At 63.0% G+C, this 12,359-nt stretch carries 15 protein-coding genes; 13 read left to right on the top strand and 2 right to left on the bottom strand.

Going from position 1 to position 12,359, the window contains the following annotated elements:
- Positions 1-117: 117 nt before the first annotated feature.
- From DIE29_RS05145 to DIE29_RS05110, 8 genes are all read left to right on the top strand, one after another.
- Positions 118-1,632 (top strand): flagellin N-terminal helical domain-containing protein, encoded by a 1,515-nt coding sequence (locus DIE29_RS05145; RefSeq protein ID WP_114649401.1) that lies wholly within the window; start codon positions 118-120, stop codon positions 1,630-1,632.
- A gap of 87 nt (positions 1,633-1,719) precedes the next feature.
- Positions 1,720-2,130 (top strand): flagellar protein FlaG, encoded by a 411-nt coding sequence (locus DIE29_RS05140; protein ID WP_114649400.1) that lies wholly within the window; start codon positions 1,720-1,722, stop codon positions 2,128-2,130.
- A gap of 40 nt (positions 2,131-2,170) precedes the next feature.
- Positions 2,171-3,586, top strand: a complete 1,416-nt coding sequence (gene fliD / locus DIE29_RS05135; protein ID WP_114649399.1) for a flagellar filament capping protein FliD — start codon at positions 2,171-2,173, stop codon at positions 3,584-3,586.
- Positions 3,586-3,987 carry a flagellar export chaperone FliS gene (gene fliS / locus DIE29_RS05130; protein ID WP_114649398.1) on the top strand — a complete coding sequence of 134 codons (402 nt, stop codon included), beginning with the start codon at positions 3,586-3,588 and terminating at the stop codon, positions 3,985-3,987. The genes fliD and fliS overlap by 1 nt, the downstream gene beginning before the upstream one ends.
- Positions 3,988-4,009: 22 nt before the next feature.
- Positions 4,010-4,333 (top strand): flagellar protein FliT, encoded by a 324-nt coding sequence (locus tag DIE29_RS05125; protein WP_114649397.1) that lies wholly within the window; start codon positions 4,010-4,012, stop codon positions 4,331-4,333.
- 56 nt (positions 4,334-4,389) lie between these two features.
- Entirely contained in the window at positions 4,390-5,505 is a 1,116-nt protein-coding gene (gene fliK / locus DIE29_RS05120; RefSeq protein ID WP_102042098.1) for a flagellar hook-length control protein FliK, read from the top strand.
- Positions 5,495-5,860, top strand: a complete 366-nt coding sequence (locus DIE29_RS05115; protein ID WP_114649396.1) for an EscU/YscU/HrcU family type III secretion system export apparatus switch protein — start codon at positions 5,495-5,497, stop codon at positions 5,858-5,860. The genes fliK and DIE29_RS05115 overlap by 11 nt, the downstream gene beginning before the upstream one ends.
- A gap of 107 nt (positions 5,861-5,967) precedes the next feature.
- Positions 5,968-6,741 carry a flagellar brake protein gene (locus tag DIE29_RS05110; RefSeq protein WP_108080339.1) on the top strand — a complete coding sequence of 258 codons (774 nt, stop codon included), beginning with the start codon at positions 5,968-5,970 and terminating at the stop codon, positions 6,739-6,741.
- Between the two features lie 24 nt (positions 6,742-6,765).
- Here DIE29_RS05110 and DIE29_RS05105 read toward each other — a convergent pair whose 3' ends face one another.
- On the bottom strand, positions 6,766-7,248 hold the full coding sequence (locus DIE29_RS05105; RefSeq protein WP_102042101.1) for a Fur family transcriptional regulator: 483 nt from the start codon (positions 7,246-7,248) through the stop codon (positions 6,766-6,768).
- A 58-nt stretch (positions 7,249-7,306) separates the two neighbouring features.
- On the opposite strand from DIE29_RS05105, the gene DIE29_RS05100 reads away from it, so the two are divergent.
- Genes DIE29_RS05100 through DIE29_RS05080 form a run of 5 tightly spaced genes read left to right on the top strand, consistent with a single transcriptional unit; the run spans position 7,307 to position 11,842 of the window.
- A complete protein-coding gene (locus DIE29_RS05100; protein WP_162860590.1) occupies positions 7,307-8,932 on the top strand; it encodes a TonB-dependent receptor in 1,626 nt (541 codons plus the stop codon).
- 11 nt (positions 8,933-8,943) lie between these two features.
- On the top strand, positions 8,944-9,825 hold the full coding sequence (locus DIE29_RS05095) for a metal ABC transporter substrate-binding protein (protein ID WP_114649394.1): 882 nt from the start codon (positions 8,944-8,946) through the stop codon (positions 9,823-9,825).
- Positions 9,822-10,388, top strand: a complete 567-nt coding sequence (locus tag DIE29_RS05090) for an ATP-binding cassette domain-containing protein (protein ID WP_114649393.1) — start codon at positions 9,822-9,824, stop codon at positions 10,386-10,388. The genes DIE29_RS05095 and DIE29_RS05090 overlap by 4 nt, the downstream gene beginning before the upstream one ends.
- A complete protein-coding gene (locus DIE29_RS05085; RefSeq protein ID WP_114649392.1) occupies positions 10,381-11,169 on the top strand; it encodes a metal ABC transporter permease in 789 nt (262 codons plus the stop codon). Before DIE29_RS05090 ends, DIE29_RS05085 begins: the two co-directional genes overlap by 8 nt.
- A gap of 28 nt (positions 11,170-11,197) precedes the next feature.
- Positions 11,198-11,842 carry a DUF1826 domain-containing protein gene (locus DIE29_RS05080; RefSeq protein ID WP_114649391.1) on the top strand — a complete coding sequence of 215 codons (645 nt, stop codon included), beginning with the start codon at positions 11,198-11,200 and terminating at the stop codon, positions 11,840-11,842.
- Between the two features lie 137 nt (positions 11,843-11,979).
- On the opposite strand, the gene fliE is transcribed toward DIE29_RS05080, so the two are convergent.
- Positions 11,980-12,306: a flagellar hook-basal body complex protein FliE gene (gene fliE, locus DIE29_RS05075; RefSeq protein ID WP_102042107.1), complete on the bottom strand. Its 327-nt coding sequence runs from the start codon at positions 12,304-12,306 to the stop codon at positions 11,980-11,982.
- Positions 12,307-12,359: the final 53 nt, after the last annotated feature.

Genomic DNA, 12,359 nt, shown 5'->3' with positions numbered 1-12,359 from the left:
GGCGGCAAAAATTGCCCTCAAGATTTTATGCAACCGTCCGTTAATGCACCCAAGGAGCAGCGGTTGACGCCCTGACCCGACCTCCGTAGAGCCCTTCTTTCCAAGAGGAGAACCAAAATGTCTGCCGTCATCAACACCAACGTCGCGTCGCTCAACGCACAGCGGAATCTTGCGGGTACCGGCAACGCGCTCGCCACCTCGCTGCAGCGCCTGTCGTCCGGTTTGCGCATCAACAGCGCCAAGGACGATGCTGCCGGTCTGGCCATTTCCGAACGCTTTACCGCGCAGATCCGCGGCCTGGATCAAGCCCGCCGCAATGCCAATGACGGCGTGTCCCTGGCACAGACCGGCGAAGGCGCACTGAACCAAATGGGCAACATTTTGCAGCGGGTGCGCGAGCTGGCGGTGCAATCGGCCAACGCCACCAACAGCGCTTCCGACCGTGCCGCGCTGAACGCCGAAGTCACCCAACTGGTGGCCGAACTGGAACGCTTTGCCAACACCACCGAATTCAACGGCACCCGGCTGTTCGACGGTTCCAACAGCTCGCTGGTGTATCAGGTCGGTGCCAATGCCAACCAGACCATCACCGCCACCACCACCGATTTCCGCACCAGCCAATACGGCACTTATCAGATCGGTAACGCTACCCAGTCCACCGCGGTCAGCGGTACCAGCACCGGGTCGGCGATTACCGGCGCCGCCGTGGCCTCCGGCGGCACGGTGACCATCAATGGCGCGGGCGGTTCGGCAACCATCACCACGACCACCAGCGACAGCGCGCGCGACATTGCCGCCAAGATTAACTCGCAACCGACCACCGGGGTGCGCGCCTCGGCCCGCACCGAAACCGTGCTGGATTTTGCTGCCTCGGGCAACTTCTCGGTTCAGCTCTTTTCGTCCAACGCCGCTGGCCCCGGCACCATCCAGACCGTCTCCTTTACCGTATCGGACGCCGATACCGCGGACGGCCTGACTCAGGCGGTCAATGCCATCAACGAGGCCAGCTCCAAGACCGGCATCACCGCGCGCTTGAACAGCGCCAACAATGCCATCCTGCTGAGCACCGACGATGGCAGCTCGATCAACATCGGGGCGGCCAGCACCGGCGCGGCAACGGCCGGCATCATCCTGGGCTCCGGCACCACGGAAACGCTTGCCGCGAACACCTCGGGCACCCTCACCGCGGCCGGCCAAGTGACGCTGGATTCGTCCAAGTCGTACTCGATCACCACCTCCTCGGACGCCGCTTTTACTGCCGGCGTGCTCGGCAGCGGCGCGGTCGCGGTGAGCACCACGGTGGGCAGCACCTTGAAGAAAGTGCAGGAGCTCGACATTTCCACCGTTTCCGGCGCCACCAACGCGCTGCGTGTGGTCGACAGCGCACTGGATGCAATCAACGGCCAACGCGCCAAGTTCGGTGCGCTGCAAAGCCGCTTCGAGGCCACCGTGGCCAATCTGCAGACGTCGGTGGAAAATCTGTCGGCCTCCCGCTCGCGCATCCGTGACGCCGACTTTGCGGCCGAAACCGCGGCGCTCACTCGCGCCCAGGTGCTGCAACAGGCGGGTACCGCGATGCTGGCCCAGGCTAACGCGCTGCCGCAAAATGTGCTGAGCCTGCTGCGCGGCTGATCGGCAGCGACCTTGCGGTAAAAGCGGCGGCGCGGTAGCGGCACGGCTACCGCGCCGTTTCGCCTTGAGTAGTTCAAGGAGCCCATCATGAGCATCCAACCTTTGAGCAGCAGCACGCCTGTGGCACCCGGCGGCTATGAGCTGGCAAACCCGGCCGGCAAGCTGGATGAGGCGACCGTTCGCGGCACACCGCAGTCAAACCGCAGTGCCGAGGTCAATGCAGTCGAACAAAGCGTTGGTATCGCACTGGTTGCACAGCCGGAGCAGGCAAACGATCCGCAGGCGCTCGAAGAGGCCGTCAAGCGCATCCGGGAGTTTGTGCAACCGATCAACGACAGCATCCAGTTTTCGCTGGACGACGACACCGGACGCACTATCGTCAAGGTCATCGACCTGCAAACCCAGGAGGTGCTGCGGCAAATTCCGTCTGAAGAAGTCCTGAACATCGCCAAGGCGCTGGATCGGCTGCAAGGCTTGTTGATCCACAACAAGGCATGATTTCTGCTTTCTTTGGCTCGGACCACTCAGGAGATACGACATGGCTGGCGTCACTTCACTCGGCGTAGGATCAGGCCTGGATCTGGCCGGCATTCTCAAGGGCCTGATGCAGGTCGAACAGCAACCATTGATCAACCTGCAGCGCAAGGAAGCGTCTTATCAGGCGCGCATTTCCGCACTGGGTTCGCTAAAGGGCGCGTTGTCTGCCTTGCAGTCCTCGGCCTCGGCCTTGCTGCCGGGTTCTGGGCAAACCGCGGCCGAAAAATACACCTCATTTTTGGCCACCGTGGCCGACACCAATGTCGCCACGGCCAGCGCCGCCTCCGGCGCGGTCGCCGGCGTCTATGCGCTCGAAGTCACCAGCCTGGCGCAAAGCCACCGACTGGTCTCTTCGCCCTTTGCTAGCGCCAACGATACCATCGCCACTGGAACACTCACCATCGACTTCGGTACCCTGGTCGGTGGTGTCTACACCCCAGACAGCAGCCGCCAACTGGAAATCACCATCGATTCCTCGAACAACACGCTGGCCGGCTTGCGCGATGCGATCAATGCCGCCAAAGGCGGGGTGACCGCGACCATCATCACCGGCACCGCAGGAGCCCGGCTGGTGCTCACTTCCGATCATTCCGGCACTGAGAACGTGATGCAGCTCTCCGGCTTGACCGGTTTCGATTTCGACCCACAAACCGCAACCGGCAGTATGAGCCAGGATGCCGCGCAAGGCGGGCGGGCAGCGCAGAATGCCGCCCTCACTTTGAACGGTATTGCCATCACCAGCAGCACCAATACCATCTCGGGCGCACTCGACGGCGTGACGCTGACCTTGAAGGCAACCAATGCCGGCAATCCGACCAATATCACGGTCAAAAAGGATACGACCACGGCGTTGAAGGCCAACCTCAACGCGTTTGTCAAAAGCCTCAACGAGGCGGTGTCCACCATCGCCAATCTTGGCGCCTATAACCCGGAAACCAAGGAAAGCGGGCCGCTACAGGGTCAGGCGGTCATTCGCACCACGCAGGCGCAGTTGCGCAACCTGGTGTTCAACACCACCGCCGGTGGCAACACACAGTTTCAGCGCCTGGCCGACATCGGCATTGCCTTCAGCAAGGAAGGGCAATTGGTGGTCGATGGCGCCAAACTCGACCGTGCGCTGGAAAACGACTATGACGCAGTGCTGAGACTGACCACCAATATCGGGGAAGCGTTCAAGAACTCGCTCGACAGCGTCGTAGGCACCGGCGGCACCATCAACAATCTGACCGATAGCGTCAACCGTATGATCAAGGATCTGGATTCGCAGCGTACGATCCTGAATCAGCGTCTGGCCAGCATCGAAGAGCGTTACCGCAAGCAGTTTACCGCGCTGGATACCCTGGTCGCCGGCATGAAGGACACCAGTAACTATTTGGCTCAGCAACTTGCGTCGCTGCAGTCCTGGAGTAACCGATAATGTTCGCTTCGACCAAAAAAGCCGCAGCAGCCTACCAACAGGTCAGTCTCGATGTGGCCATCGAGACGGCCGACCCGCACCGCTTGATCCTGATGCTGTTCGAAGGCGCCAGCACCGCGCTGGCCACCGCCAAGTACGCGATGGAAAACAACGACCTAGCCACCAAGGGTGCGGCCATCTCCAAAGCCATCGATATCATCTCCAACGGTTTGGACGCCAGCCTGGACCCGGAGCAAGGCGGAGAACTGGCCGAACGCCTGTCTGCGCTGTACAACTACATGACCTCCCGGCTGTTCTGGGCAAACCTCAAGAACGACTTGGCCGCCCTGAAAGAAGTCCAAGGCTTGCTGGCCGAACTGCAAGACGCCTGGCGCCAAATCACCCCCAAAGCCGGCGGCTGAACACGCACAGGAGCGCACTGCGATGCTGACACCGGAAATCTGCGCGGCCATGTATCAGTGTTACGCGTCCATGCTGGCGGCAGCCCATAACAACGATCTGGAAGCACTGAGCGCCCATGAACACACCCTGGCGCAGTTACGCATGCGCGCGGTCGAACAGCACACACCTATAGAGTTGAGCCGGGAAAGCATCGAAACCATGCAAACCCAGATCGCGCGCATGCTGGAGATCGACGCCCAGATCCTTGAATACGTCGGGCCGCTGTTGGAGGAAACCCGCAAGCTTTTGTCCGGCAGCGTCAAAGACCGGGCTGTGCGAAACGCTTATCGGAGCGCCGAGTTCTGACCGTGTCGATGCATTCGAACCGTGCTGGATATCCGATCGCCATGACAGGCTAGTCCATGATCCCCGCCGACCTCGCCGCCCGCCTGCGCCTGCTCACCGAAGCCCGCTTCTTTGAGACCGAACCGCCGCTACCCGGTCTGCAGCGTGCGCGCGAGATTCAGTCCCAACTCCCGGACTTGTTGCCTGGCCAGCGTATCACCGCGGCCCTGCAACGCGCCCTGCCCGACGGCACCTTTCAGGCCATTGTCGCCGGCCGTCAGATCACCCTGGCGCTTCCCCAGACAGCCAACGCCGGCGATACCCTGGAGCTTGTCGTCACCCACACCACGCCGCGTGCGGTCTTTGCCCAACTGGCCGAACCGCCGGCAACGGCGGGTACCTCCATCACCCGGCCGGAACTCAGCCCCACCGGACGTCTGATCAGCTTTCTATTGACCGGCCAACCGGCCGCCGAACCGGCGGCGCTGGCCGGCGGCAAACCCCTGCTATCCGCCCCGCCGGCCAACGGCGCCGCACTGGCCCCTGTGCTGCGGCAGGCACTGGCGCAAAGCGGTTTGTTCTACGAAGCGCATCAGTCCCAATGGCTGGCCGGAAAAATCGATATCGCAGCACTACTGAAGGAGCCGCAAGCCCAGCAATCCGCCAGCCCAACGCCGCAGACACCACAGCACGCAGCGGCGGCCGGCCCCGCGGCGGGCAGGCAGACCGGCGCCATGTCAGCCGGCACATTCGAGCGTGCCAGCGGCGCCTCGTCGCAGGCGGACAGCGCCCCCGCCGCGCGGCTGCCGGCAATACCGGAGCGTCTGTTACCCATGGTGCACCAGCAACTCGATGCGCTGGCCACCCAGCAATATGTCTGGCACGGTCAGGCGTGGCCGGGGCAGCCGATCGAATGGCGGATCGAAGACCCGGGGCGCGAAGGCGAAGGCCATGGCGACGGCCGCGACCAGCCCCCCGAGTGGCGCACCTCGCTGCGTCTGACGCTGCCACGTCTGGGCAGCGTGCAAGCACATCTGCAACTTGGCGCAGGCGGTCTCGCACTGCGCATCCAGGCCGGCGATGCCGATACCGCCCAAGCCTTGCAAGCCGGCCAGCCAGCGCTGGAAAAAGCGCTTGATGCCGCGGGCGTGCCACTGACCGGCATGGTAGTCGAGGTGGCCGATGCAACCTGAGCCTGATCGGCAAGCCAGCCGCGACGAAGCGGTAGCGCTGACCTACTCCGCCGGCGACGCCGCCCCGCGGGTCGTTGCCAAAGGGCGCGGCCTGATAGCCCAGGAAATCATTGCCCGGGCGCGCGAAGCGGGAGTTTATGTGCACGAATCGCCCGAACTCGTCGCGCTGCTGATGCAGGTGGATTTGGACGAACGTATCCCGCCCCAGCTCTACCTGGCGGTGGCCGAACTGCTGGCCTGGCTGTACCGGGTCGAACAAGGCGAGCTTGACGCACCGCCGCCATCCAAACTTACCCTGCCCGACACGCCACCCGGCACAGATGGGGGCACGCAAGCAAACAGCACGCCGCCTTGAAGCCAAAATAGCGCGCCTTCATGCCCGCTAATGCCGGCGACGTGCAACCGTCCATGCTTTAGAATCGGACCTCATCCTACTTGCGCACCGCAGCTACCGGCCTTTGCATGAGCACCGAAAACACCACGCGCGTCGAACTGCTCCGCTCTGACGACTTTGCCCAGTATCTGTTGCACGATGCCCGGCAAATCAAGCAGATCCTGCGCTCACTGGTCGAACACCGGGCCTTGATCACCACTTATCTGCCCACGGGTAACCAGTCTTTTCTGACCGCCATCCTCGCGCTGATCGACAACGAGGAGCGGGTGGTATTCGATGTCAGCCCGGATGCGGCGATGAATCGCCGGGTGGCATCCACGGATGAATTGGTCTGCGCCACCCAGCTCGACGGCATCAAGATTCAGTTTGCCTTGAACGGCATTCAGGAAGTCACCTACCAAGGGCGCGACGCTTTTTTGGCCAACCGTCCCGAGCGTTTGCTGCGTTTGCAACGCCGCGAATTTTACCGGCTGGTCGCCCCCGTCACCCATGCGCTGACCTGCCTCATTCCCGTTCCGCAAGAAGATGGCGAGCCGCGCAGCATCGAGGCGCGGGTGCTGGATATTTCCGGGGGCGGCATGGCCATCATCGCGCCGCCGGAGGACATGGATTTCATTCCCGGCATGGAGTTCGACGGTTGCCGTGTGAATCTGCCGGAGTTCGGCCCGGTCAGCGTGCGCATGCGGGTTCGCAACGTGTTCCGCCTGACCAATCGAAATGGCGTGGAGGTGCTGCGCGTCGGCTGTGAATTCGTCGATCTGCCCAACAGCGCCAACAACTTGATCCAGCGTTACATCTTCAAGGTCGAACGCGACCGCAACGCCCGCGAGCGCGGTCTTTGAGCACCGGCCAGTTGAAGACTCCGCTCAACAGCACGCCGTTGGACGACAGCCACGGCAATCCGGACAGGTTGCGGTAACTTCCACTTCCGGGCAGTCGAGTGCATGCCCGGCTTGGCCGATGCTACGCAACAACGATTGCATCAGAGCCGCATCCTGAAGTTCGCTCACTTTCCCGCAACGAGGACAGACCAGGAACAGACCGGGTAGGTCATGCGATTCGTGACGACAGGCCACGAACTGGTTGATCCGACCGATCTTGTGAACCAACCCCTGCTCAATCAAAAAGTCCAGTGCCCGATAAACCGTCGGCGGGGTTGCGTTACTGCGTAGTTGCTTGATCTGGGCGAGCAGATCATAGGCTTTCAGGCCGTTCTCGTGCCGAAGAAGCAACGCAAGCACATCACGGCGAATTGGTGTCAACCGCACCCCGCGCGCCGCGCAGCGGGCAGCTGCACGATCCAGAGGATCCGTGTTCTTGTTAGCTGCGCCCGGACACATGATGTTCATGAGGGCAATTTTAGGCGGCCGCCATGGAATACACAAATGCAATGTTATATCATTGCATTTGTGTATTTCTTCTCTGGCTGATGTTCACAACGTCACAAAGCTCAAATCCTCGACAGCCGGCAGAGCGGAAACAACCGATGCTGCGTTTCCCGCCCCGCCGACGCGGACTCCTCATTCTCTTCAAGCGCTAAGCACCTTGCGAAAACCTGCCAACTTTAAGGAGAACTTCATGCAGAGCCGCGCCTTACTTTCACGCTTGCCGCTGATCGCGGCCTTGATGCTGATCGGCCAACCGGCCATTGCAGACGACGATCTGAAAGCCCTGCGCGCCGAAATCGCGCAGCTCAAACAAGCCTACGAGCAGCGTATCGCCGCGCTGGAAAAGCGCTTGAAGGATGCCGAAAGCACTCCGGCGCCCGTGGCCGCCGCAGCGCCGGCCGGCAAGGTCAGCGCAGGCTCCGATTTCAACCCGCAGATCTCACTGACCCTCGACGGCGTCTATTTCCGCGACAACAAAAAAGGCGGCAGCGTCGAAATGTATGAACACATCGACGGCATCAACCACAGCCACGAGCACGAGGGCCACGACCATGGCGGACTCGAGCGCGGCTTCAACCTGCGGGAGACCGAGTTGGCCTTCTCGGCAACGGTCAGCCCGCATTTCGACGCGACGGCGATGATGACCGTCAGCTCCGAAGGCGACGTCGAGCTCGAGGAGGCCTATTTCGACACGCGCAGCCTGCCTTATGGTTTAAAGGTCCGAGGCGGCAAATTTCTCTCCGGCATCGGCTACCTGAACGCCCAGCATCCGCATCAGTGGGACTTCGTCGACCAGAACCTGCCCTACCGCACGCTGCTGGGTGACCACGGCCTGCTCGATACCGGCCTGCGCCTTAGCTGGCTGCCTAAAACCGGCAACTGGTACACACAGATCGGTTTTGAGCTTTTGCAAGGCAAGGAACAGACCTTCGCCACGAGCGGCGAGGACACCCCCACGGAACGTGCCGATGGAAATCCGCTGGCCGCCACGGCGGCAGGCGAACTATCGTCTGCAAAAGCCGGCCCGCGTCTGACCACGCTATTCATGAAGTTCGGTCCTGATCTCGGCAACGATCACGCCTTGCAGTTCGGCGGTTGGTATGCCCGCTCCAACCAGCATCAGGAAGTGCATGACCATACCGGCGAAAATCCGGCCGCCCTGGTACATGCGCTCGAAGGCAAGGGTAAGGTCTGGGGCCTCGATGCGGTCTACAAGTACGATGCCGGCGGATATGGCGGCAAAGGTGACTTCAAGTTGATCGGCGAGTATCTACGCCTGAACAAGGACCTCAAGATCGCCTTCCACGAAAACGGTGCGCTGGTCGGCCAAAAGCGCGACTTCACACAAGATGGCATCGTCTTGCAGGGCACCTATGGCTTTCTGCCGCACTGGCAAGCCGGCGTGCGCTACGACGCGACCGGTCTGACGAAAAACGACATCCATGGCCCGGCCGGCAAGATCCGAGACTACGGCAAGTCAGATCGCTGGACCTTCGCGCTGACCCGCCAAATCGATCATTTCTCGCTGCTACGCCTGCAGGCTTCTCGCGCCGATCTATGGGTCGAGGGCGAGAAAGAGAAGGTCAATCAGATCTTCCTGCAATACCAGCACAGCCTCGGCGCCCACGGTGCGCACAGTTTCTGAGGAGAGAGGCGATGAAGCGATTGTTGCTCTTCCTGGCTGCTTTTATTGCCCTGCCGGTTTGGGCGCTCGATGTGGTCGCCACCACCTCGAGTATGGGCATGCTTGCGCGCACCGTCGGCGGACCGCAGGTCAGCGTAACGGAGCTTGCACCGCCCGACCGCGATGCGCACATGCTGCAAGCGCGGCCGTCGATGCTGCGCGCGCTACGCGATGCGCAACTGGTGGTCGCCGTTGGCGCCGAGCTCGAAATCGGCTGGCTGCCGGCAGCGATCAAGGGCGCGGCCAACAGCGCCATCCTGCCGGGCCGACCTGGTTACTTCGAGGCCGCCGCTCAGGTACCACTGCTCGATGCCGGGCAGGCCGCCGATCGTGCGCAAGGCGATGTGCATCCGGCCGGCAATCCGCACGTCAGCCTCGATCCGCTGCGCATGGCGACCATAGCCAGCGCTTTGGCTGAACGGCTTGCGCAACTCGATCCCGCGAGTGCAGCCGCTTACCGCGAACGTGCAAAGCACTTTGCCGCCGCGGTCGAGGCAAAGCTGCCCGCCTGGAAGCGGCAGGCAGCCGGTAGCGGCGGCGCGGTGCTCTATCACAAGGATGGTATCTATCTGCTGCATGCGCTGGGTATCCCCCTGCACGGCACGCTGGAGCCGGTCCCGGGTTTGGCACCGACTGCTGCACACCTCGAAACCTTGGCTGGGAAGCTTAAGGACAAGGGGCGCAAGAAGGGCGTGATCGTGCACACACCCTACCAGCCCCCGGCAGGCGCCGAAAAGCTCACCAGTCTGACCGGCTGGCCAATCGCCGTGCTGCCGATCGACCCACCTTCCGGCGCCAATGCCGATGACTACTTCGCACTGATCGACCGCTGGGTTGCGGCGCTGTCGAAATGATACTGACGCTCGCTGGTGCTGTGGCCGGCTATACCGCGCCAGTTTCGCCGCCGGCAACGTTCTCGGTTGCCCGCGGCGAGGTCGTCGGACTGGCCGGTCCGAACGGCATCGGCAAGTCGACCCTGTTGAAGGCCATTTTTGGCTCGGCACGGCTGTTCGCGGGCCGCATCGAGCGCGGACCGGCAACGCGCATCGGGTACCTTCCACAACAGCCGGTGCGGCTGCCCGAGGTTCCGCTGTCCGGGCGCGAACTGCTCGCCACGCTGGGGGCACACCGCCAGCGGCCACCCGCGCGTCTGGCGACAAGGCTCTGCGCACGGGTCGACCGCCTATCCGGCGGCGAGTACCAGCTACTGATGCTGTGGGCCACGCTGGCAGGCGAGGGCGAGCTGATCCTGCTGGACGAACCCACCAACAACCTGGATGCCGGCCACATCCACACGGCCATCGCCGAGATCGCCGCCGTACGCCCGCAGCGGGCGACGTTGGTGGTCAGCCACGACCGCAGTTTCCTGGAAGCCGTAAGCACCCGCATCGTCGATCTGGGCGCGCCTCATGGATGAGCTGTTCGTTCTTCCCTTCTGTGCAGGACTGACGCTGGCCCTGCTGCTGCCGCTGGTCGGCAATCTGCTGCGTCTGCGCGACGAATGGCTGGCAACACTGGGGCTGGCCCACTTGGCCGCGGCGGGGGCCTTGTTCGGGATGGCGCTGCATCTACCGAGCTTCCTCGGCGCGCTGGCTGGAGCGCTCGCGGGAGCCGGCGCCAAGCAGGCAAGCGGCGGACGCAGCAATTCCGCCTACGGCCTCATGATCCTTGCCGGCTGGGCACTCACCCTGCTCGTCGCGGCAAACACGGCACTCGGCGACGCGCTGGCCCATGCGCTAATCGACGGCCAGTTGTACTTCGTCGGCAGGCAGGCGCTGGCCTTCGATTTCTTGATCTTGCTAATAGCCTTGCCGGCGCTGCGCTGGCTCGCCCCACGACTGATCGTCGCGCGCCTTTTCCCCGCGCGCGAGCAGGCCAACCGCTTGGCGGCCTGGCGCTGGCACCTCGGTTTCGACCTGCTTGCCGCCGTGGCCATTGCCGCCGGTACGGCCACTTTTGGCCTAATGGCGAGCTTCGCGCTCATCTTCGTGCCGCCGTGGATCGCCTTTCGCCTTGGCGCCGACTGGCGGCGCGCGCAGTGGCTGGCTGCCGGCATCGGCGTTGCCGGCTATGGCCTCGCCTTCTGGCTGGCGCTGGTCTTCGACCAACCCTTCGGGCCGGTGCTGGTCGCGGTCTTGGTGATCTGCTTCGGCATCTCGGTCAGGTGGCCCCAGCCGACCAGCACCGAGCTGCCGTAGTCCTGTTCAACAACTGAGAGCTGGCAAAATGAACGCACCGCATCCGCTTCACCCGACGACCTGCGCGGCCATCACCAATGAAGCGCTCGGATTAACCCGCATTTTCGAGCCAACGATACAGCTCGCGCAGTGGCGCAGGGCACCGGATTCTCGAATATGCGACTGGCTCGAGACTCACGCCGACCGACTCGGCCCCGGCCTGCGCCAGACCCTGTCGCCCGGCCAACCGCCCGACCTCAGCCAACTGCCCGCGGGCGCCGGGCGTGACGCGCTCGCCGAAGACCTGGGACTGCTTGCCGAGATGCTGGGCGAACTGCTGGATGCGCCGACCATCGGCCTGCGGTTGGAGGTCATCCGGCGGGCGATGTGCCCGCGCCTGCATGTCGACCGTGTCGGTATCCGCATGCTGTGCACCTACCGGGGGCCAGGAACAGAATGGGTGGAGGACCACTCAGTGGACCGGCGCTTCCTCGGTGCCGGCTCCAGCGGCCTTCCGGACGAAACATCGGGCCTTCTGCGCCCGGGTCATCGCATCGAATCCATCCCGCCATTTGCCGTTGCCCTGCTTAAGGGCAGCCTGTGGCAGGGCAATGCCGGGCGCGGTATCGTCCACCGCTCGCCGGCCGTCACGCACCCACCGCGAGTGCTGGTCGCGATGGACGCAGGGTGGTAAGCACGAATCGCTGTGACGGGCGCATGTTGAATAGAAAGGCGAAGAAGCGCACACCGAAGCCGTTTTTCAACGGCCTGCTAAACGACAACGCCGCCCAACCGGGCGGCGTTGTCGAATCTTCGGGTACAAGGAATCTGTCAGACCGGCATGTTCATGATGTCCTGGTAGGCGGTGACCAGGCGGTTACGCACCTGCACCATCTGCTGGAAAGACAAGCTAGCCTTTTGCAGATCGATCATGACGTCTTGCAGATTCACGTTGGGATCGCCAGCGGAAAAACTTTCGGCCATGGCGCGCGCTTCTTTTTGCGCGGTGCTCACCTCCACCAGCGCATTTTGCAGCACCTGGGCAAAATCCACCCCCTCGGCAGTCTGCGCGGCAGCGCCCGCGGCCGGTTTGCCGGCGGCGGCTTGCGACACCGAGCGTAGCTCATTCAGTACTTGATCGATTCCGCGGGTATCCATCGTCTTCCCCCGGCGTATCCGGATTGGCTTGGTTTGCAGTCTAGCAGAGCGAA

It is taken from the genome of Pseudothauera hydrothermalis, from assembly GCF_003345255.1.
In the GTDB taxonomy this organism is placed as follows: domain Bacteria; phylum Pseudomonadota; class Gammaproteobacteria; order Burkholderiales; family Rhodocyclaceae; genus Pseudothauera; species Pseudothauera hydrothermalis.
The sequence above is the reverse complement of the archived record's forward strand: the minus strand, read 5'-3'. Positions and strand labels throughout refer to the sequence as shown.